Annotated in this window: 19 protein-coding genes and 1 riboswitch; of the genes, 17 read left to right on the plus strand and 2 right to left on the minus strand. The window is 67.6% G+C overall.

Annotated features, from left to right (window positions below; genetic code table 11):
- The first annotated feature begins 65 nt into the window (after positions 1-65).
- The 4 genes from NOCYR_RS25640 to thiC all read left to right on the plus strand — a co-directional run bounded on the left by NOCYR_RS25640 (position 66) and on the right by thiC (position 4877).
- Positions 66-1262, plus strand: a complete 1197-nt coding sequence (locus tag NOCYR_RS25640) for a homogentisate 1,2-dioxygenase (RefSeq protein ID WP_014353324.1) — start codon at positions 66-68, stop codon at positions 1260-1262.
- Positions 1259-2437, plus strand: coding sequence for a fumarylacetoacetase (gene fahA, locus NOCYR_RS25645; protein ID WP_014353325.1), 1179 nt, complete (start codon positions 1259-1261; stop codon positions 2435-2437). Before NOCYR_RS25640 ends, fahA begins: the two co-directional genes overlap by 4 nt.
- Positions 2438-2527: 90 nt before the next feature.
- The gene (locus NOCYR_RS25650) at positions 2528-3001 is read left to right on the plus strand and encodes a VOC family protein (RefSeq protein WP_014353326.1); all 474 of its coding nucleotides are present in this window, start codon (positions 2528-2530) and stop codon (positions 2999-3001) included.
- 96 nt (positions 3002-3097) lie between these two features.
- Positions 3098-3226: riboswitch (TPP riboswitch) on the plus strand.
- Positions 3216-4877, plus strand: coding sequence for a phosphomethylpyrimidine synthase ThiC (thiC, locus tag NOCYR_RS25655; RefSeq protein WP_014353327.1), 1662 nt, complete (start codon positions 3216-3218; stop codon positions 4875-4877). Its footprint overlaps the riboswitch before it by 11 nt.
- A 56-nt stretch (positions 4878-4933) precedes the next feature.
- Here thiC and NOCYR_RS25660 read toward each other — a convergent pair whose 3' ends face one another.
- Positions 4934-5401, minus strand: coding sequence for a PaaI family thioesterase (locus tag NOCYR_RS25660; protein ID WP_014353328.1), 468 nt, complete (start codon positions 5399-5401; stop codon positions 4934-4936).
- A 256-nt stretch (positions 5402-5657) separates the two neighbouring features.
- Between NOCYR_RS25660 and NOCYR_RS25665 the strand changes: the two genes are divergently transcribed.
- From NOCYR_RS25665 to NOCYR_RS25710, 10 genes are all read left to right on the plus strand, one after another.
- Positions 5658-6491, plus strand: coding sequence for an MlaE family ABC transporter permease (locus tag NOCYR_RS25665; protein WP_014353329.1), 834 nt, complete (start codon positions 5658-5660; stop codon positions 6489-6491).
- A gap of 2 nt (positions 6492-6493) precedes the next feature.
- Positions 6494-7348: an ABC transporter permease gene (locus tag NOCYR_RS25670; RefSeq protein ID WP_048833717.1), complete on the plus strand. Its 855-nt coding sequence runs from the start codon at positions 6494-6496 to the stop codon at positions 7346-7348.
- Positions 7349-7359: 11 nt separating this feature from the next.
- Positions 7360-8370 carry an AAA family ATPase gene (locus NOCYR_RS25675; RefSeq protein WP_014353331.1) on the plus strand — a complete coding sequence of 337 codons (1011 nt, stop codon included), beginning with the start codon at positions 7360-7362 and terminating at the stop codon, positions 8368-8370.
- Positions 8367-9353 carry a DUF4129 domain-containing protein gene (locus tag NOCYR_RS25680; protein WP_014353332.1) on the plus strand — a complete coding sequence of 329 codons (987 nt, stop codon included), beginning with the start codon at positions 8367-8369 and terminating at the stop codon, positions 9351-9353. Before NOCYR_RS25675 ends, NOCYR_RS25680 begins: the two co-directional genes overlap by 4 nt.
- Entirely contained in the window at positions 9340-9816 is a 477-nt protein-coding gene (locus NOCYR_RS29840) for a hypothetical protein (RefSeq protein WP_158430214.1), read from the plus strand. The genes NOCYR_RS25680 and NOCYR_RS29840 overlap by 14 nt, the downstream gene beginning before the upstream one ends.
- Complete coding sequence (locus NOCYR_RS25690) at positions 9813-11060, plus strand: DUF58 domain-containing protein (protein WP_048833718.1); 1248 nt, start codon at positions 9813-9815, stop codon at positions 11058-11060. The genes NOCYR_RS29840 and NOCYR_RS25690 overlap by 4 nt, the downstream gene beginning before the upstream one ends.
- Complete coding sequence (locus NOCYR_RS25695) at positions 11057-11560, plus strand: hypothetical protein (protein WP_014353335.1); 504 nt, start codon at positions 11057-11059, stop codon at positions 11558-11560. Before NOCYR_RS25690 ends, NOCYR_RS25695 begins: the two co-directional genes overlap by 4 nt.
- Positions 11561-11562: 2 nt before the next feature.
- Positions 11563-12564: a bifunctional lysylphosphatidylglycerol flippase/synthetase MprF gene (locus tag NOCYR_RS25700; RefSeq protein WP_048833719.1), complete on the plus strand. Its 1002-nt coding sequence runs from the start codon at positions 11563-11565 to the stop codon at positions 12562-12564.
- A 22-nt stretch (positions 12565-12586) separates the two neighbouring features.
- A complete protein-coding gene (locus NOCYR_RS25705; protein ID WP_231855991.1) occupies positions 12587-13345 on the plus strand; it encodes an HD domain-containing protein in 759 nt (252 codons plus the stop codon).
- 69 nt (positions 13346-13414) lie between these two features.
- Positions 13415-15703 carry an MMPL family transporter gene (locus NOCYR_RS25710; protein WP_014353338.1) on the plus strand — a complete coding sequence of 763 codons (2289 nt, stop codon included), beginning with the start codon at positions 13415-13417 and terminating at the stop codon, positions 15701-15703.
- 20 nt (positions 15704-15723) lie between these two features.
- Here NOCYR_RS25710 and NOCYR_RS25715 read toward each other — a convergent pair whose 3' ends face one another.
- On the minus strand, positions 15724-16470 hold the full coding sequence (locus NOCYR_RS25715; RefSeq protein WP_081505515.1) for an AfsR/SARP family transcriptional regulator: 747 nt from the start codon (positions 16468-16470) through the stop codon (positions 15724-15726).
- 240 nt (positions 16471-16710) lie between these two features.
- On the opposite strand from NOCYR_RS25715, the gene NOCYR_RS25720 reads away from it, so the two are divergent.
- Genes NOCYR_RS25720 through NOCYR_RS25730 form a run of 3 tightly spaced genes read left to right on the plus strand, consistent with a single transcriptional unit; the run spans position 16711 to position 20737 of the window.
- Positions 16711-18327: an aldehyde dehydrogenase family protein gene (locus tag NOCYR_RS25720; protein WP_370010919.1), complete on the plus strand. Its 1617-nt coding sequence runs from the start codon at positions 16711-16713 to the stop codon at positions 18325-18327.
- A 9-nt stretch (positions 18328-18336) separates the two neighbouring features.
- Entirely contained in the window at positions 18337-19470 is a 1134-nt protein-coding gene (locus NOCYR_RS25725; protein WP_014353341.1) for an acyl-CoA/acyl-ACP dehydrogenase, read from the plus strand.
- Positions 19471-19477: 7 nt separating this feature from the next.
- Positions 19478-20737, plus strand: coding sequence for an aspartate aminotransferase family protein (locus NOCYR_RS25730; protein WP_014353342.1), 1260 nt, complete (start codon positions 19478-19480; stop codon positions 20735-20737).
- Positions 20738-20744: the final 7 nt, after the last annotated feature.

A 20744-nucleotide genomic window follows, 5' to 3' on the forward strand; every position in this document is an offset into this window, starting at 1 on the left:
CAGAAATCCCTGGTCGCGGCATACGATGGAACCGGCTGTCCGTCCGTTCGGCGGGAGGTGTGGTCATGGCTTTCTATCGGCAGGTGGGGTCGGTGCCGCCGAAGCGGCATACCCAGCATCGCGACGATCAGGGGCGCCTGTTCTACGAAGAGCTGATGGGCGAGGAGGGCTTCTCCGGTGACTCTTCGCTGCTGTATCACCGTGGGCTGCCGCCGGCGATCATCGACGCGACGGTGTGGGAGTTGCCCGATCAGTCGACCACCCCCAATCATCCGCTGCGCCACCGGCATCTGCGGTTGCACGAACTGTTCCCCGGCGACAGCTGGGCCGAGGCCGACGTGGTGACGGGCCGCAGGTTGCTGCTGGCCAATGCCGACGTGCGGTTGTCCTACGCCGTCGCGGGCACCGCTTCGCCGCTGTACCGCAATGCCATCGGCGACGAGCTGGTGTACGTGGAATCGGGTGCCGCCGTGGTGGAGACGGTGTTCGGCGCGCTGCCCGCGCGGCAGGGCGATCAGGTGCTGATCCCCCGGGCCACCACGCACCGGTGGTTGCCCATCGGGCCCGAACCGTTGCGCACCTATGTGATCGAGGCGTCGAGCCATATCACTCCACCGAAGCGCTATCTGTCGAAATTCGGTCAGCTGCTGGAGAATTCGCCGTATTGCGAACGCGATCTGCACGGGCCCGGCGAACCGCTGCTCGCGGTCGGCTCCGAGATCGAGGTGCTGGTCAAACACCGGCCCGGCGGGCAGATCGTCGGCACCCGGATGGTGTATGCGACCCATCCGTTCGATGTGGTCGGCTGGGACGGCTGCCTGTACCCGTTCACCTTCAACATCAGCGATTTCGAACCCATCACCGGACGAGTGCATCAACCGCCGCCGGTGCATCAGGCCTTCGAGGGCATCAACTTCGTGGTGTGCAATTTCGTGCCACGCAAGGTGGACTATCACCCGCTGTCGATTCCGGTGCCCTACTACCACTCCAATGTCGATTCCGACGAGATCATGTTCTATTGCGGCGGGAACTACGAGGCCCGGCGCGGTTCCGGGATCGGCCAGGGGTCGATCTCGGTGCATCCGGGCGGGTACGCGCACGGCCCGCAGCCGGGTGCCTACGAGGCGAGCATCGGGGCGGAGTTCTTCGACGAACTGGCGGTCATGGTCGACACCTTCCGCCCGCTCGAACTCGGGGAGGGCGCGCTGGCCTGCGAGGATCCCGGGTATGCGTGGACCTGGTCCGGGCGGGGACCGCAGTGAGGACGCGGATCGAGGTCGCGCCGGATTCGCCGTTCGGGCCCGAGCATCTGCCGTACGGGGTGTTCGCGCCCGGCGGCGACGATTACCGGGTGGGCGTGCGGGTCGGCGATAACGTCATCGATCTGGCCCTCGCGCTCGATGATCCGGTCTTTGCCCATCCGGAACTCAATCCGCTTCTGGCACAGGGTCCGCGGCGGTGGGCACAGGTGCGCGAGCGGGTGCGCGAACTGGTCGATGGCGGACTCTCCGCGGATGCGGTCTTCCCGCTGGCGGCGGTGCGCCTGGCGCTGCCGGTGCGCATCGGCGACTACGTCGATTTCTACGCCAGCATCGACCACGCGACGAACCTAGGCAAGCTGCTGCGGCCGGGATCGGAACCGCTGCTGCCGAATTGGCGTCATCTGCCGGTGGGCTATCACGGGCGGGCGGGAACCGTCGTGGTGTCCGGCACCGATATCGTGCGACCGCGCGGGCAGCGGCGCACCGATTCGGGCACACCGGATTTCGGGCCGACGCGGCGACTGGATATCGAGGCCGAGCTCGGTTTCGTCGTCGGCGTCGGCTCCGCCCTCGGCAGCTCGATCGGCACCGGCGCCTTCGCCGAGCACGTCTTCGGCGTCGCGCTGATCAACGACTGGTCCGCCCGCGATATCCAGGCCTGGGAATATCAGCCGCTCGGCCCGTTCCTCGGGAAATCCTTCGCGACCTCGATGAGCGCGTGGATCACCCCGCTGGCGGCGCTGGAATCGGCCCGGATCCCCTCGCCGCCGCAGGACCCGGCACCGCTGCCCTACCTGCGGGAAGCCGAACCCTGGGGACTCGACCTCGAGCTGTGCGTGCGGTGGAACGGGGTAGCGGTGGCTCATCCGCCGTATGCCCGGATGTATTGGTCACCGGCGCAGATGCTGGCGCACCTCACCGTCAACGGTGCGGCCACCCGGCCCGGCGACCTCTACGCCTCCGGCACCATCTCCGGTCCGGCCGCCGAGGAGCGGGGTTCGTTCATGGAACTGTCCTGGGGCGGCACCGAGCCGGTCACGGTGAACGGCGCCGAACGCACCTTCCTGCTCGACGGCGACGAGGTCACCATCACCGCCACCGCACCGGGGGCCGGCGGAGCTCGCATCGGTCTCGGGGAAGTCAGCGGGCGGATCCTTCCCGCTCGCGAAGAGTGAACGGCCCACGAGGTCGATTCCCGCGATGAATTTCGCCGGGAGGCGCAGTCTTCATGGATAGGGCAGGACCATCCGATCGGGAGGACAACCATGCAGAAGATCGTCACCAACCTCTGGTACGACACGGAGGCCGAGGAAGCGGCCGAGTTCTACTGTTCGCTGTTCCCGGACTCCAAGATCATCCGGGTGCAGCGCTTCGCCGAGACCGGCATGCGCGAGGCCGGCTCCGTCATGACCGTCGACTTCGAACTCGCTGGTCAGCGCTTTACCGGCATCAACGGCGGCGGCGAGTACCAGTACACCCACGCCATGTCGCTGCTCATCAACTGCGACAGCCAGGACGAGGTCGACCGGCTCTGGGATGCCCTGCTCGCCGACGGCGGCAAGGAGATCGAGTGCGGCTGGCTCTACGACAAGTACGGCGTCCCGTGGCAGGTGTGGCCTGCCGAAGCCGATGAACTGCTCACCGGCGATCCGGCCGCCGTCGACCGCGCCACCGCCGCGATGCTGAAGATGAAGAAGATCGACCTGGCGGCGATGCGGGCGGCCTACGAGAACGCCTGAACTCCTCACTCGGCGCGGCATCCGGCGGTGCGTCCGGATGCCGTGCGCCGGTCTGCTCCGGGCGCGAAGCGGGGCAGGTATGGTCGGGCGGGTACGAATCACGCCAACGGGGGCTCGCACCAGCGGGCTGAGAGGACGGCTAGCCCGATTCCGGGCGGATCAGGGCCGTCGACCGTATGAACCTGACCGGGTAATGCCGGCGTAGGGAGGAAATATGGGTTCCACCGGCCGTTCCGCTACCACCGCGGGTGTCGACACGGTGACCACCGGCCCCATCGAGGGCAGCGTCAAACACTACGAACAGGTCGAAGCCGACGGGCTGACCCTGCGCATCCCGGTGCGCCGGATCAACCTCACCACCGGCGCGCACTTCGACGTCTACGACACCTCTGGCCCGTACACCGACGACACCGCGACCATCGATCTCGAAGCCGGCCTGCCCAAGCTGCGCGACGAATGGCCCAAGCCGCAGATCGACGGACCGCGCACCCAGCTGGCCTGGGCGCGGGCCGGCATCATCACCGCCGAGATGCGCTATATCGCCGCGCGCGAAGGGGTTTCGCCGGAACTGGTGCGCGACGAGGTCGCCGCCGGCCGCGCGGTGATCCCCGCCAACCATCGTCACCCCGAATGCGAGCCGATGATCATCGGCAAGAAGTTCGCGGTGAAGATCAACGCCAATATCGGCAACTCCGCCGTGTCCTCCTCTATCGCCGAGGAGGTGGAGAAGATGGTGTGGGCCACCCGCTGGGGCGCCGACACCATCATGGACCTGTCCACCGGCAAGAACATCCACGAGACCCGCGAGTGGATCATGCGCAACTCGCCGGTTCCGGTCGGCACCGTGCCGATCTATCAGGCGCTGGAGAAGGTCAACGGCGATCCCACCAAGCTGACCTGGGAAATCTACCGCGATACCGTCATCGAGCAGTGTGAGCAGGGCGTCGACTACATGACGGTGCACGCGGGCGTGCTGCTGCGCTATGTGCCGCTGACGGCCAAGCGGGTCACCGGCATCGTCTCGCGCGGTGGTTCCATCATGGCGGCCTGGTGTCTGGCCCACCACCAGGAATCGTTCCTCTACACCCACTTCGAGGAACTGTGCGAGATCCTGGCCCGCTACGACGTCACCTTCTCCCTCGGTGACGGCCTGCGTCCCGGTTCCATCGCCGACGCCAACGACGAGGCCCAGTTCGCCGAACTGCGCACCCTCGGCGAGCTCACCAAGATCGCGAAATCGCATGGCGTGCAGGTGATGATCGAAGGCCCCGGTCACGTGCCGATGCACAAGATCGTGGAGAACGTGCGGCTCGAGGAGGAACTGTGCGAGGAGGCGCCGTTCTACACTCTCGGCCCGCTGGCCACCGATATCGCGCCCGCCTACGACCACATCACCTCCGCCATCGGCGCCGCGATCATCGCCCAGGCCGGTACCGCGATGCTGTGCTACGTCACGCCCAAGGAACATCTGGGCCTGCCCAACCGCGATGACGTCAAGGTCGGCGTGATCACCTACAAGATCGCCGCCCACGCCGCCGACCTGGCCAAGGGCCATCCCCGTGCCCAGCAGCGTGACGACGAATTGTCCAAGGCCCGTTTCGAATTCCGCTGGGTCGACCAGTTCAACCTGTCGCTGGATCCGGACACCGCCCGCGAATACCACGACGAGACCATGCCCGCCGAGCCGGCCAAGACCGCCCACTTCTGCTCCATGTGCGGTCCGAAGTTCTGCTCCATGCGGATCTCCGCCGACGTGCGCGAATACGCGGAGAAGCAGGGCCTCACCGACGTGGAGGCCATCGAGGCGGGCATGGCGGAGAAGTCCGCCGAGTTCGCCGACGCCGGCAAGAAGGTCTACCTGCCGGTCGTTTCCTAGTAGTACGAGACACGCACGCCCCCGGACGGATTCGGCCGGGGGCGTGCGTTTTCGGATTATCCCACCTTGTACACACCCAGCGCGCGGGCAACCAGCCGCCCGCCCACCGCGGTCAGCACATCGACCGAACAGGTCTGCAGCCGGCGTCCGGTGCGCAGCCGGGTGCCGACGATCTCGAGATCCTCGGCGACGGCCGGTTCGATGTAGTCGACCGATAGCGAGACGGTGACGCCGCGAACCTTGTCCGGAATATCGAGTCCGGCCCACGCGGCGACCATCACTCCGAAGTCCGCGACTGCGGCGATGGCGCCGCCGTGCACCATCGAGCCGACGGTCACCAGATCATTGCGGAACGGCAGCCGCAGCTTCACGTGACCGTCGCCGATCTCGGTCAGCACCGCGCCCATCAGCTGCACGAACGGCGAGTAGGGCAGGAACTGCCGCATGAGATCCGCGCCGTTCGCGGGCGCCTGCGGTTCGATCGTCGGCGTGCTCGACGCCTCTTGTCCGGGTGGCGAACTCACCTATTCCACCTTCTTCACGGCATGTCGGTAAACGCTGGACAAACTGTGAGTACAGTAACATACTGGCAGTCGGTACAAGACCCAACGTATGTGGATAGGTGTGGGTATGGACAGCCCAGGTAAGCGCCAGGAGAATCTCGCCTGGCCGATCGGACAAGCCACCGCAGGCCCAACGGAATCCGTTGCACCGCAGCCGGGTTCACCGCCGGCTCGCAGTCCGGAGTCCGGCGGGCAGGGCGGGGTCGCGACACGTCCGGTGACCACCGCCGACCGGCCGTCGGCAGCGACGGCAATCACCGACTTCTGGAACGATCACCCCAAGCGCGCACTGGAAACCTTCGGCCGCCAGATGTCGATGGGGCGGGAGGTGATCGTCGGCCTGGTGCTCGCGATCGTGCGCGGCCGGTTCCATTGGCGAGAGTTCGTGCGGCAGGGCGCATTCATGGCCAATGTCTCCGCCATCCCCACCATGATCGTCGCCATTCCGGTCGGCGTCGTCGTATCGCTGCAGGTCAGCTTGGTGATCAAGCAGGTCGGCGCGGAGTCGTTCGTCGGTGCGGCGGTCGGCATCGGTGTGGTCAAACAGGGTGCGCCGCTGGTCACCTCGATCATGATCGCGGGCGCGGTCGGCTCCGCGATCGCCGCCGACCTCGGCTCCCGCACCATCCGCGAGGAAATCGACGCCATGCGCACCATGGGCGTCGATCCGCTGCAACGACTGGTCGGCCCGCGGTTGCTGGCGGCCATGCTGATCAGCACCCTGTTGTGCGGGTTCGTGGTGTTCGTCGGATTCGCCGCCACCTATGGCTTCTTCGTCTACGCCGACGGTGGTACGCCCGGGTCGTTCCTGCAAGCGTTCGTCGACTTCGCCAGTTCCAACGATCTGCTCTTGGCCTTCTTCAAATCAGCCCTGTTCGGCGCGCTCACCGCGATCATCGCGGGCTATCACGGGCTGCACGCCCGGGGCGGACCGGCCGGTGTCGCCAATGCGGTCAACGCGGCGGTCGTGCAATCGGCGCTGGTGCTGTTCGGCGTCAATGTGGTGATCTCGCAGATCTACAACGCCGTCGTCCCGAGTCAGCTGGGGTGACGATGGCCGCGACACATACTCCACCGCTGCTGCGCCCGCTGCGCGCGCTCGCCCTGCCCGCGCGGCTGCTGGCCGAAACCGGGCACAAGATCTTCTTCCTGGTCCGGGCGCTGGCCGCCATTCCGCTCGCACTGCGCAACTATTCGCGCGAGGTGCTGCGACTGATCGCCGATATCTCCTGGGGCAACGGCACGCTGGTCGCCGGCGGCGGCACCGCGGGCGTCATGCTGGCCATGTGCGCCTTCGGCGGGATGACGGTCGGCATCGAGGCCTACACCAACCTCGACATTCTCGGCATCGGCCAGGTCACCGGCGCGATCTCCGCCCTCGGTAGTACCAGGGAGATCGCCCCGATTCTGGCGACGCAGGCGTTCATCGTGCAGGCGGGCTGCCGGTTCACCGCTCAGCTCGGTGCGATGCGGGTCTCGGAGGAGATCGACGCACTGGAATCGATCGCGATCCGCCCGATGCCGTACCTGGTGACGACCCGGATCATCGCCAGCGTCATCGTCGCGATTCCGTTGTATGTCGCCGCGCTGGCGGTGTCGTTCATTTCCACCGCCCTCACCGTCGCGGTGGTCGGTGACGTCTCCGACGGCACCTATCAGCACTACTTCCAGATCTTCGCCGTGCCGACGGATCTGTTCTATTCGATCCTCAAGGTGATCGTGCTGGTGACGCTGAGCATCTTCATCCAGTGCTACTACGGGTACTTCGCGACCGGCGGACCCGAAGGCGTCGGTGTGGCGGCGGGCCGGGCGATCCGGCTGTCGATCATCGTCATCGTCAGCGCGAATCTGGTGATGTCGCTGGCGATCTGGGGTACCGCTGTCGGTTCGGCACGGTTGTCCGGATAAGGAGCGCGGGAGTGGACCAACGATCGGTTCCGGAAGCGGCGATCATCCGCCAGGCCCTCGACGAGATCGGCCGGGTGATCGTCGGTAAGCAGCAGGCGGTGCAGTCGATCATGGCCGCCGTCCTCGCCGGTGGGCATGTACTGATCGAGGATCTGCCGGGCCTCGGGAAGACGACGATCGCGCGCACCTTCGCGGCCGTGCTCGGGCTCGAGACCACCCGCGTGCAGTTCACTCCCGACCTCCTGCCTGCCGATCTGGTCGGCGCCACCGTCTACAACGCCGCGGCCGGGCGGTTCGAATACCGGCCCGGCCCGATCGTCACCAATGTGCTGATCGCCGACGAAATCAACCGCACCCCACCGAAAACCCAGTCGGCGCTGCTGGAAGCCATGGCCGAAGGGCAGGTCAGCACCGATGGGGTCACCAGGCCGCTGCCCGCGCCGTTCCTGGTGATCGCGACGCAGAATCCGATCGAGCACGAGGGGACCTACCCGCTACCGGAGGCGCAGCTCGATCGATTCGCGATGTGCCTCGGCCTCGGGTATTCGACCGCGGCCCAGGAGAAGGCCCTGCTGCGCCAGCGCATGAGCGCTGCGGGTGGGTTCCGGCCGCGGCAGATCGCCGACGCGGCCACCGTCGACCGGCTGCGCGCCGCGACGAGCCGAGTGGACGTCGACGACGACATCCTCGACTACATCGTGGCGCTGGTGCGCGCCACCCGCACCCATGTGCAGGTCGAGGTCGGCGCCAGCCCGCGCGCCGAACTCGACCTGCTCCAGGTCGCCAGGGCACACGCCCTGCTGCAAGGCCGGGATTTCGTGATTCCCGAGGATGTGAAAACGGTTGCGCCCGAGGTGGTCTCGCATCGGGTGTCGCTGCGGCCGGAGGCGTGGATGCGGCGGATCCGGGGCCGCACCATCGTCGCCGAGGTGCTCTCGCGCACTCCGGCGCCCCGGTTGCGCGAGGCGGCCGCATCGGCCGCGGGCGCATTGGGCCTGGCCGGGGCGGTCGACAGCCGTTGAGCGAGCAGGCCGGTCGGCAGGCGGGGACGCGGCGCATCGCCGCGGCCTATCCGGCCGGTGTGCTGATCCTGGTCGCGACGACGGCGCTCGCGGTGCGCGGCGAATACCCGGGCGGGCGCGAAGACGCGGCCGATCGGACCACCGACCTGTCACGGCAATCATCGCTGCCGCTGGTGCTGCTCGCCGCCGTTGCGCTCGCGCTGGTGGTGTTGTCGCTGGTGTCGTTCCTCCGCCGTCCCGCGCGGCGGGTGCCGATGGGTCCGGCACTTCCGCGTTCCCGGAAACGTCGTGATCTCCGCGAACTCCGCGATCTCGTGATCGGCGGCGCACTGCTGATCCTGATGCTGGCCCTGCCGGTCGGTGCCGGAGCCCTGATCGCGCAGCACCTGCCGGCACCGGTATCCCGGGACAGCACCGAGCAGGAGCCCACTCGATCGGAAGACCCTGTGCCCGCTCACCGTTCGGCGACATCCGAGCCCACCCCGCTGGGTATGGACGAGGCCGACCTGCGGGTGGCGGCCACGACCGCGGTGGCTCTCGTGCTGGTCGCGGGCGGTGCCGTCGTAGTCGGGAAGGCCAAGAACTGGCGTGGCCGCACCCGCGAGCCTGCCGACTCAACGGTCCAGGCCCCGGCTCTGATACGCACCGCACTGACCCGCGCGACCGCGAATGCCGCAGAGGAGATCGCCGATCCGGAAGTGGCACCGCGCGAGGGCATCCTGGCCTGCTATCGCGCGATCGAGCGGCAGTTCGCCCGGACCCCACGCATCGCGCCGAACGCCGCCGATACGCCCTCGGAAGTCCTGGGACGAGCCGTCGGCTGCGGCATCGTCGGCAAGGCCACCGCGGCCACTCTGGTGTCGTTGTTCGCCGAAGCGCGGTTCAGCACGCATCCGATGACCGAGCACGACCGTGCGCGCGCAGTCGCCGCGCTCGACAGCATCAGGTCCGAGCTGGCAGGTGAGCGCGATGCTGATCGCTGATCGCACCGTGATCATGTGCCTGCTGGGAATCGCGGCCGGCCAGGCGGTGGTGCTGGTGTCGAGTCCGCGAGCGCTGCCGATCGCCGCCACAGTCGTGCTGCTGGCGGGGCTCGCCGTGGTCGTCATGCACGTCGCCGCAGGCGGCCGGGTCCGCCCCGACGCCTCACCACCGGAGTCGCCGTATCTGGATCGATGGCAGGCGCGCGCCGCGATGCTCGTCGACAATGCGGAGGGTTCCGCGGCCGATTGGGACCGTCGGATACGGCCCTACCTGGCCCGGGAATTCCATCTGTGCCTCGGGCACCGGGCCACGATGACGGCCGTCGAACGCGCGGAGCTGGGACGCACCCATTTCGGCCCGCAGCTGTGGCAGTGGATCGATCCCGGCCAGGCCGCTCGGAGTGGCGCAGGCCCGGGACGAGAAACCTTCACGGCGATCGTCGAGCGAATGGGCCGGCTGTGACGGCGGAACGAACGGTGCAGAACTGGCGGTCGGCGCCACCGGCGATCGCGATCGCGACCACGGCGGCGATCATCGCGGCGTTGGCCATCCTGCTGGCGCGCCCGCAGCTTGTCGTCTTCGCCGCGCCCCTGTTCGGTGTGGTCGCGGCCGGACGGAAGTCACCCGAAGTGCTTATCGCAGTGCATGCTTCGGATGGGCCGGACCGGCACATCGTGCGCTGTGTGGAGTCCGAATCGGTCGAGCTGTCGCTCGATATCGAGGCTCGGGCGGGCGAGGCCCAGGTTGCCGCGTCGGTGCTCGAATGCCCCGGGCTGTCGATCGAGCGACAGGACCGAGAGGGCAACCGGCTGACGGTGCGCGTCTCGGCCGACCAGCCGGGAAAGTTCCCGATCAGGGTGGAAGCCGTCGCGACCGCCAATGGCGGGTTGCTGCGCGGGTCGGTGGTCCTGCACACCGGCGACCTGTACGTCTACCCGCTGACGGCCGGCGCGCCGATGTCCCCCGCCACCACCTCGGTCCGGCACCGCCTCGGCATGCATCCCACCCGGCGAACCGGTACCGGGACCGAATTCGGCGGCATCCGCGCCTACGCGGACGGCGACGACCTGCGCTCGATCAATTGGCGTGCGACCGCGCGCCGCGCGAGCCTCCAGGTGACCGAGCGTCGCGCCGAAGTCGGCCACGATGTGGTGATCCTGTTCGACGACGCCTTGCGGGGCGACGGTCGAGACGATGCCTTTCATCGCGCCATCCGAGGCACTGCCGAGATAGTCCGAGCGGCACTGCGGGCTGGTGATCGCGTCGGTGTGGTGTGTCTGGATCCCGCGCCGCGCTGGGTGCCCGCGCGCGGCGGACGTCAGCAATTCCACGAGATCCTCACCTGCCTGCTCGACCCTGGTTATCCGAATTGCCGTCGCGGTTCCGGCACGGTGGCTCCGCCGGGTGCGGTCCCGCACGGCGCTTCCGTCGTGGCGTTCTCCACACTCATCGACACCGGATTCGCGCTCGCCCTCATCGAATTGCGGCGTCGCGGCAGTGCGGTGGCGGCAGTCGATCTGCTGGCCGCGGACGCGCCGTTCTCCGACGAGGCCGATGCACTGGTCGGCCGGCTGTGGACGCTCGAGCGGGCGTCGATGTACCGCGATATGGCCACCATCGGGGTCGAGGTGATCGGCTGGCAGGACGGCATTCGCCTCGGCGACGCGCTGACCGGCCGGCTTCTCGCGGGACGGAGCCCACGATGATGCGCTCCGACACCGTCGCCGTGGCTGCGGCAGCGCCCATGATCGCCACCGTCGCGTCGCCGGGTGACGCCACCGCCCTGGCCATGGCCGCCCTCATCGCCGGTCTCGCCGTGCTGGGCACCCGGCGGCCGGCGTACGCCCATGCCGCGGTGCTGTCGACAGCGGCGGCACTGGCTACCTCCGGGACCACGATCGCCGCGGCTCTCGCCGGCGGAATCGGCGCCGCCGTGTATTCAGTGGCCTGCCTGCACTTTCCGCTGTCCCTACCGTGGTCGAGTCGCGCGGTCGGCTGGGCGGTGGCGTGCGGTGTCGTCGCCGCTGCCTGCGCCGCGGGCCCGCCCCTGCCCGGACTCGCTTTGCTCGCTCCGGCCGCCGTCCTTGCCACGGTCGCCACCACCCTCCGGATGGCCCGACCCGGCGCCGCCGACACAGATCAGCGCCACGTCAGCGGTGCCGATCACGCTGTATCCGAACGGCCGCTGTCGAAGCCTGGAGGATGACGATGCCCACCGGAAAATCAATCGGAACAGCCCCTGACCACGCGACGGTGATCGACCGGATCGCCGCCTACGCCGACCATCCCAGTGCGTTCATTGCCTGCAATGACGACTTCGAGCATTACGTCGCCGACGATCTGCCCGGCATCGTCCCGTATCGGCGCCGCGGCCGCACGATCCTGGTATTCGGCGGTGCGTTCGCGCCGGCGCAGCACCGTAGCCGGCTGCTGTCGAGGTTTCTGCGTGATGTCGTCGGCCGGAAGAAGGCGGTGGTGGCCCAGTTGCGCCCGGATGACATCGAGCTGTTCGCCGGGCACGGGTTCACCGTCAACCAGTTCGGCTGTTCGTATTCGATCGACCTGTCGGCATTCACCAGCAAGGGCAAGCCGCTGGCCAAGGTGCGCCAGAACATCTCACGAGCCAAGCGCGAAGGCACTACCGTCCTGGAGATCACCGACGACCGCTACGCCGACGAGTTGGACGAGATCGATCGGCAGTGGTTGCGCGCCAAGGGCTGGCACGTGAAGAAACTCGACTTCATGGTGGGCCAGCGCGGCGGCCGCGGGTCGGACCAACGGCGCCTGTTCATCGCCCAACGCGACGGGCGGATCACCGGCTACGTGTCCTACTCCCCCGCCTACGGCGCGCGGCCCGGATGGCTCTACGACCTGACCCGGCGCGTGCCCGACAGCTCGGTCGGCACCATCGAACTGATCAATTTCACTGCCTTGCAGGCCTTCCGAGACGAAGGCGCGTCCTGGCTGCACCTCGGGTTCACGCCGTTCGCCGGCATCGACGACACCGGCCAGGCCCATGCCAGCCGATTCGTGCGGTCGATGATCGGTGTGCTGGCCGAACGCGGCAGTGTCGTCTATCCGGCCCGAACCCAGCAGGCGTTCAAGTTGAAATGGGCCCCCCAGGTCATCGAACCGGAGTACCTCGCCTTCAGTGGCGGGCCGCGGCCGAGTTCGGTCTGGCAGCTGCTACGGATTACCAATTCGATCTGACCACATCAAGCGGAGGTATCTGGTGTCTGAGTACTCATCCCGGCCACGCGGTGCGATGGACCGCAAACAGAAGCTCGGTTTCGCACGGCGCGCCGCCACAGCGCAATTGGCGGGGCTGCCCGGTGTCGTGAAGGCGGCGCTGGGCTCCGGCGGCCGCACGGGCACGGTCGAGCTGCCCGAAGCACCGCCGGACAGCAAGCTCACCCGGCAGGCGGTCGAGCTGGCCGAAGCCGTCTACGGCGGGGAACTCCATCAGCACTGCCTGCGCTGCTGGTACTTCGGCGCCGCCTTCGCCCAGCTGGACGGCCTTCGATTCGACCCGGAAGCGCTCTATGTGGCGGCGCTGCTGCACGACATCGGACTCACCGACCGGTACCGGCCGGCCCCGGATCAGTCGCCGTGTTTCGCGGTGCACGGCGGGGCGGTGGCGCGCGAGCGGCTGATGACGTGGGGCGCGTCGACCGAACTCGCCGGTCTCGTCGACGATGCCATCGCGCTGCATATGGATGTCGCGGTGGATCCGGCACAGGGCGTGGAGGCACACCTGCTGCACGCGGCCGCCCACCTCGACGTCGCCGGTTCCCGGATCGGCGATCTGCCACGGCCGCTGCTGGCCGAGATCCTGCGCGCCCACCCGCGCGACGGATTCTCCGACGTGTTTCTCGCCGCCATGCGCCGGGAGGCGCGCGAACGGCCCGATTCGCGGGCAGCGGTGATGTGGAAGCAGGGCATGCGCATTCCGGTGTCGATGAATCCGCTGAACAGGACCTTGACCAGCTGACATACTGAGAGTATGTTAACCGACTACAAGTCGGCGAATAGACCGCCGTCCTCGACCCCGGGGGTACACATGGGCCGCGCGATGCTGTTGACACGAATCGCCCGCTTGGCGCTGCGCGCGCCACGGGCAGTGCTGATCAGCGCATTCGTCTGCGCGCTCGCCGCCGGGGTCTACGGCTTGCCCGCCGGGTTGCAACTGCCCGCGGCCGGATACGACGTTCCGGATTCGGAATCCGCCCGCGCCGACCGCGCCCTGGAAGAGGTGTTCGGCGCGGGCGGCTACACCATCGTGTTCACCGTGACCGGCGAAGCCGGCGTGGACAGCCCGGCCACCCGCGCCCGCGCCGACACGATCACCGCGGCGCTCGGCAACTCGCCCTACGCCCGCAACATCCTGTCCTACTGGGCCGCACCGGAACCGCTGAACGCTTCGTTGCGCGGCAACGACGACCGCACCGGCCTGGTCGTCGCGCGCATCGCGGGAAACGACGAGCAGGCGACGGTCCGCTCGCACGATCTGGCCGAGCCACTCATCGGCACCCGTGACGGCGTCCACGTGGCCGCGGGCGGGCAGGCCATGACCTACTCCGAGGGCGGGCATCAATCGAAATCCGATCTGCTGCTGATGGAGGCCATCGCCTTCCCGCTCACCTTCGTCGCCCTGGTATGGATCTTCGGTAGCGCGATCGCGGCCGCGTTGCCGCTGGTCGTCGCCGCGGGCGCGGTCGCGGCCTCCTCGGCGGCGCTGAGCCTGATCGGGGAATTCACCGGCGTCTCGGTGTTCGCGATCAATCTGGCGACCGCGCTGTGCCTGGCGCTGGCCATCGATTACACGCTGTTCATCGTCAGCCGGTATCGCGAGGAAATCGCGGGCGACGCCCCGCCCGGCGAGGCGCTCATCCGCACCATGAATACCGCGGGACGCACCGTCACCTACTCCGCTTTGACTGTCGCGCTGACCATTTCGGCGATGGTGGTGTTTCCGCAATACCTGGTGCGTTCGCTGGCCTACGCCGGCCTGGTGAGCGTCGCCTTCTCCTTGATCGGCTCGCTGCTGGTGACGCCTGTGCTGCTGGTCCTGCTCGGCCGCCGGATCGACACCCTCGACCTGCGGCGGCCGATCGCGCGAATCTTCGGCCGCACCGTCAGCGATACGACCTCGACGGACAATCGGTGGTACCGCACCGCCGTGTTCGCGACTCGCCACGCACTTCCGGTCGCACTCGCCGTCGGGGCGATACTGCTCGTACTCACGCTGCCCGCACTCGGCATGAAACTCGGTTATCCCGATGAACGTGTGCTGCCGGACACCGCGTCGGCCCGGCAGGCGGGCGAGATATTGCGCACCGACTTCGACCAGAATCTGGCGGGCACGGTTTACGTCGTAATGCCCGACGGGGCAGGCGATTCCGGAGAGATCGCCGAATACGCGGCCGCATTGTCGCGGGTACCCGAGGTCACCACCGTCGCCGCACCCGATGGCACCTACCGGCACGGCAGCCGCATCACCGCGGCGACCTACGATTCCGCGCAACTCGGCGACGCCGCCTATCTGAGCGTCGGCACCACGCTGGATCCGTATTCGGATGCCGGCAGGCAACAACTGAAGGACCTCGACGCGGTGCCCGCGCCGGCACCCACCCAATTCGGCGGCCTGGCTCAGCGCAATATCGACAATGTCGCGGGCATCACCGATCACACACCGCACGTGCTGATCGTCATCGCCGTGATGACGTTCGTGCTGATCTTCCTCATGACCGGAAGCGTCATCCTGCCGATCAAGGCGCTGCTGATGAATCTGCTGTCGCTCGGCGCCGGCTTCGGCGTGCTGGTCTGGATATTCCAGGACGGCCATCTCGACGCCGCGGGCACCACCGCGACGGGATACTTCACCGCGTTCATCCCACCCCTGCTGGCCTGCGTCGCCTACGCCCTCGCCATGGACTACGAGGTCTTCGTGCTGTCGCGGATCCGCGAGGAATGGCTCAAAAGCCCACGGACCGCGGCGGATAACGAACGCGCCGTGGCCCTCGGCCTGGCCCGCACCGGACGCATCGTCACCGCCGCCGCCACCGTGATGATCTTCGTCTTCATCGCGATGAGCGCGGGCCAGGTCTCGTTCATGCGCGGCCTCGGCATCGGCCTCGCGGTCGGCGTAGCCCTCGACGCCTTCCTCGTCCGCCCCCTGCTGGTCCCGGCCACCATGCGCCTGATGGGCCGCCTCAACTGGTGGGCCCCCGCACCCCTGGCCCGCTGGCACGCCCGCTGGGGCTTCACCGAGGAAGACACCGTCACCTCGACCCCACCGAAACGAGCAGCCGAGGACCGCGACGTGGCGGCGAAGGTGGTAGCGGAATGAGCTACCGAGGCAACGACGCCTCAGGCGCAGTCCAGATCGCGCACCGTACGGGCCAGCCGTTCGTTCGGCGATATTCCGAGCTCGTCCCGCAGAATTCTTTTCAACTGCAGATAGGACGCGACGGCGTCGGCATCACGCCCGGCCCGGCGGAATCCGGAGATCAGCGATTCCCACATCGGTTCGTGCAGCGGATTCTCGGACACGAATCGGCGGCCGTCGAGAATAACGCGGTCGTATCGTTCCAATTCGATCCAGGCGTCCAGCAGCAGCTCTTGCGCGACCGATCTCGCCGCATGCAGGTCCTCGGACATCGCGCGAATGAACGGACTGTCGGCCACGTCGAGAAAGGGGCCTCGCCGCCATAGCCGAAGCGCATCTTCCAGCATTTCCGAAACGACGAGAGGAGCGGATGGAGCGATTTCCGATGCCCGGTGCACGCCATCCAGGAAGCGAAATGTATCGATATCGTCCCGGCCTACCGCGATCCGGTAGCCGGCCGCACCCCGGGTCTCGATCAGATTTGCGGAAACACCCTGCGCCTTGAGCGATCTGCGCAGCCGGGCGATGTGCGCATGCAGCGCATTCGCCGCGTTCCGTGACGTCGCCGCCAAACCGAGTTCTTCGATGAGCTCGTCGCGTCCGATCGGGTTGCCCTGCCGGGCCGCGATGATGGCGACGATACTGCGCAAGACCTGGCCGTCGATAGATATTCGAATTCCATCAGAGATAAGGGTCAACGACCCGAAGAACTCAACCCGGATATTCACCTGGCCCCCGTATCAGAAATCAAGCATCGCACCCGTCCGACGGCGCCGTCTCCCAACCGACCACGCTATTGACGGGTACCGGCTATGTCAATTGTGACGGATCACGACCGAGCCCCACTGACGCTGTGCTGAGTTCAATCGAACGCTTCAGTCAGTGCGGTTTCATCACGTCCCGATACTGTCCACACCATCGAGTCGAATCTGCTCGAAAACAGTGACTGCTGCCGAATTAGAGGTGGTGTGAGCATGACAACAATTGGCTCCGGAATCGGCATTCCGTCCTACGGGAGTTATGTCGAGGGCCAGGACCTTCCCGGGCAGCGATGGACGTATGTGCCGACGGCACGATCGGTGCTGGACGATTCGTTCAGTGTGCTGACCCGCAAACGCCGGCTGGACAGCGGGGAACTCGAACCCACCGCCGCCACCGGTGACATCTTCGCCGGCCGGGTCGCCATCGCCGAACCGCCGGTCATCGAGGACGCGCTACGGGCCGCCGCGCGCGCCGCCGCGCACTGGCGCGCCACCCCGCTGGACGTGCGAGTCGATCAGCTCTTGGAACGGCTGCGCGCCAACGTAATTGCCAACACCGACCGGATCGAACAGCTGATGACCTGCGAAGGCCATCCGCTGGAGCTCGCGCGCTGGGAGATCAGCGGATGGCTGGAAGCATGCAGCCCGATCTCCGGCGCGTACTACCGCAACCAGCTGATCACCGAGTTCGAACGCGAAGGCCGCCGCCACATCATCCGCCGGATGCCCGACGGCGTCGTCTGCGTGAACCCGCCGGCCAACGCGCCTTTGTCGAGTTCGGTTTTCGGTGCGGCGCTGAGCATCGTGGCAGGCAATGCCGCGGTGGTGCGGGCGCCGAGGTCCGGCCCGCTGGGCACGATGTGGGCGGTGCGGGATCTGGTCGGCAAAGCCCTGGACGAGGTCGGGGCTCCGCCGGGAACGATCAACGCGGTCTGTGCCGATCCGGAACCGGTACTCCAGGCCTGGCTGGACAGCCCGCACGTCGACGACATCATGTATTTCGGCAGCGTCGACAACGGTTTGGAGTTCGAGCGGCGCTGCGTCGAAGCGGGCAAGAAGCCGATTCTGGAGTTGGCGGGCAACGACAGCGTCGTCGTCTGGCACGATGCCGATCTCGACCACGCGTCAGAAGCGTTGCTGGAGAGCTTCTTCGGATCCGGTCAGCTGTGCATGATCCCCAACCGGGTGTTCGTGCATCCGTCGGTCGCCGAGGAACTCATCGGATTGGTCGCCAAGAAGGCGCAGGCGATGCGGCCCGGCTATCCCGACACCGAGGGTGTGCTGCTGTCACCGGTGCTGCGCCACGACCGGTTCCACCGCTATCTCTCCGACGCACTCGAGCACGGCGCCCAGTTGGTGACCGGCGGTGAGGGAATGCACCTCGACGGTTCGCCCGGCTCGAGCGGTTATTTCCTCCAACCCACCGTCATCCGGATCGATGGCCTCGACCGCGCCGCCGAGGTGACCGCCGTGCAGCACGAGACATTCTTTCCGCTGCTGCCGATCGTCGTGCCGGAGCAGGACACCGACGACAACCTGCTCGAGGCCTTCATCGAGATCGTCAACAGCAACCGGTACGGGTTGCGCAACTCGCTATGGGCCCGCAGCCAGTCGGTGATCGATACCTATCTCGCCAACGTGGTCAACGGCGGCCTGCTGAAGGTCAACGACTCCCATATCGCGTTTTCCGCACCGCTGCCTTCGCATGGCGGCACCGGCTTCACCGGCGGTGCCTTCGGCGAGGCCAACTATCCCGCGCTCAGAACCACCCATCTACAGGGTGTCGCCGTGGTCACCACGAATACCGCGCCACGGTACCGCTAGGAGCACTGAATGCACAGCATGGACGAAGCCCGCGCGACCTGCGATCGGCATCTGCCGGGCTTCTATCAGGCATTGACCGAACTACCGCTCACCGAACTCGAGGTCGCGGGCAGCCCGGGCCTCGACCTGTTCCGCAAGCACGGCGGACCGGGGCTGCTGATTCCCCAGACCTACTCCGGCCTCGGCGTCTCCCCACGCGAAGCCCTGCAGATCAACCGGGTGATCGGCTCGTGCGCACCGTCTTTGGCGGTGGCGTCGACCATGCACCACTTCTCCGTCGCGACGATCTTCACCCTCGCCGAGGGCCTGCAGAGCAGCGGCCTCGAGTGGGCGCTGCTGGAAGGGATCGCGACGAGCAACATGCTCGTGGGCTCCGGTTTCGCCGAGGGCAACCCCGGGCAGGGCGTGCTGGCCCCCACGCTGCGTGGTGCACCGCGCGAGGGCGGGATCCTGGTGAACGGCTCGAAGAAGCCGTGCAGCATGGCTCGCTCCATGGACCTGCTCTCGGCGAGCGTGTCGGTCTCCAAACCCGAGGGCGACGAGACGGTCGTCGTGCTGATTCCCGCTGATACCCAAGGGATCTCCGTGCACCCCTTCTGGGCCGGACCCATCCTCGCGGGCGCCGAAAGCGACGAGGTCCGGCTGACCGACGTGTTCGTCGACGACCGGCTGATCGTGCCGGCCGGATTCGGGCCCGAGGGCGAACTGGACGATCTCCAGACGGTCGGATTCATCTGGTTCGAAATGCTGATCACCGCCTGTTATCTGGGGATGGCCAGCGGTTTGGTCGAGCGGGTCTTCGCGGCGAACCGGACCAGCGCCGCCGACCGCGCTGAGCTGGGCATCCGGCTCGAAAGCGCGGCCATGCTGCTCGAACGGATCGCGGGCATGCTCGCCGACGGGCGCACCGGCAACCGAGACCTGACCGAGGCCCTGACCGCCCGCTACGCCGCGGCCGACGCGATCGCCAACGTGGCCGTGCAAGCGCTGGCCGCGCTCGGCGGCATCGCGTTCATCACCGAACCCGACATCGGCTACCTGGCTACCGCCTGTCAGTGCGTGCGCTTCCATCCACCGGGCCGGCGGGCGATGGAGGCGGCCATGGTGGCCGGGCTCTCCGGCGAGACCCTGCTCGTCGAGTGAGGGCGCCATGACCAGAACCGAATCGCCGCTGACGGACAACCGCATCGCCGAGGTGTATCGCTCGCGCCTCAGCACCGGTCGCGCGCGACTGGGCGAAATGCTCGGCGGCCAGATCGAAGTGGAATCCACCGGCGCCTGGGTACGGACGGCCGACGGCAGGCACTACCTCAATGCCGGCGGGTACGGGGTCTTCATCATGGGAGCCCGGCACCCGGCGGTCGTCGACGCCGTGCACCGGCAATTGCACACCCATCCCGTGGGAACCCGGATGTTCTTGGAACCGGCCGCGGCGCAGGCGGCCGAAGCCCTGATCGCGGTATCCCCACCCGGCCTGACCCGCGTCCATTTCTCCGGATCGGGCACCGAAGCCGTCGAAACCGCGATCAAGCTCGCGCGGCTCAACGGCCGCGACCATCTGGTGTCGATGGACGGCGGATTTCACGGCAAAACTCTCGGGGCCCTGTCGGTCACCGGGAAGCCGATGTTCCAGGATCCTTTCCGGCCGCTACTGCCGGATGTCAGCCATGTCCCGTACGGCGACATCGGCGCGCTGCGGACAGAGCTGCGCGAGCACCCGGGGCGGGCCTGCGTGATCGTCGAGCCGGTTCAGGGCGAAGCCGGTGTGATCGTCCCGCCGGCCGGATACCTGTCCGCCGTGTCCGCGTTGTGCGCGGAATTCGGTGCGCTGCTGGTGATCGACGAGATCCAAACGGGTTTGGGCCGCTGCGGCAGCTGGTGGGCCGCGGACGAGGTGCGCAGGCCCGACATCGTACTGACCGGGAAGTCGCTGGGCGGCGGCGTGGTTCCGGTGTCGGCGGCGATCGTCTCCGAAACCGTCTACGCGCCGTTGGATCGCGACCCGTTTCTGCATACCTCGACCTTCTCGGCCGCACCGCTGGCAATGGCGGCAGTGTGCGGCGCGATCCAAGCCATCGACGACGACGGCCTGGTCGCACGGGCGGCCGAGCTCGGCACACGGCTGCTGCCCGGCATCGAAACCATTGTGGGTGAACACTTCTCCGGCACCGTCTGCCGTGTCCGCGGGCGCGGCCTGCTGATCGGCATCGAGTTCACCGACGCGGCCATGACCGCGGATCTGCTGTTGGCACTCGCCGAACAGCAGGTCATCGCCAATCACTCATTGAACTCATCGCAGGTCGTGCGACTCACACCGCCTGCGGTCCTTCGCGACAACGAGGTCGACCAACTCCTGGAGCGGTTCGAACGTGCGGTTCGCACGACCGCACAGCGCTATCCCGAAGCCTGAGGTGAGC

The sequence above is a fragment of the Nocardia cyriacigeorgica GUH-2 genome (assembly GCF_000284035.1).
Classification (GTDB): domain Bacteria; phylum Actinomycetota; class Actinomycetes; order Mycobacteriales; family Mycobacteriaceae; genus Nocardia; species Nocardia cyriacigeorgica_B.

Bases quoted from the DNA above. Each gene is read 5' to 3' on its own strand.
- NOCYR_RS25640 (WP_014353324.1), top strand. From the start codon at position 66: ATGGCTTTCTATCGGCAGGTGGGGTCGGTGCCGCCGAAGCGGCATACC.
- NOCYR_RS25650 (WP_014353326.1), top strand. From the start codon at position 2,528: ATGCAGAAGATCGTCACCAACCTCTGGTACGACACGGAGGCCGAGGAA.
- thiC (WP_014353327.1), top strand. From the start codon at position 3,216: ATGGGTTCCACCGGCCGTTCCGCTACCACCGCGGGTGTCGACACGGTG.
- NOCYR_RS25670 (WP_048833717.1), top strand. From the start codon at position 6,494: ATGGCCGCGACACATACTCCACCGCTGCTGCGCCCGCTGCGCGCGCTC.
- NOCYR_RS29840 (WP_158430214.1), top strand. From the start codon at position 9,340: ATGCTGATCGCTGATCGCACCGTGATCATGTGCCTGCTGGGAATCGCG.
- NOCYR_RS25695 (WP_014353335.1), top strand. From the start codon at position 11,057: ATGATGCGCTCCGACACCGTCGCCGTGGCTGCGGCAGCGCCCATGATC.
- NOCYR_RS25700 (WP_048833719.1), top strand. From the start codon at position 11,563: ATGCCCACCGGAAAATCAATCGGAACAGCCCCTGACCACGCGACGGTG.
- NOCYR_RS25710 (WP_014353338.1), top strand. From the start codon at position 13,415: ATGGGCCGCGCGATGCTGTTGACACGAATCGCCCGCTTGGCGCTGCGC.
- NOCYR_RS25725 (WP_014353341.1), top strand. From the start codon at position 18,337: ATGCACAGCATGGACGAAGCCCGCGCGACCTGCGATCGGCATCTGCCG.
- NOCYR_RS25730 (WP_014353342.1), top strand. From the start codon at position 19,478: ATGACCAGAACCGAATCGCCGCTGACGGACAACCGCATCGCCGAGGTG.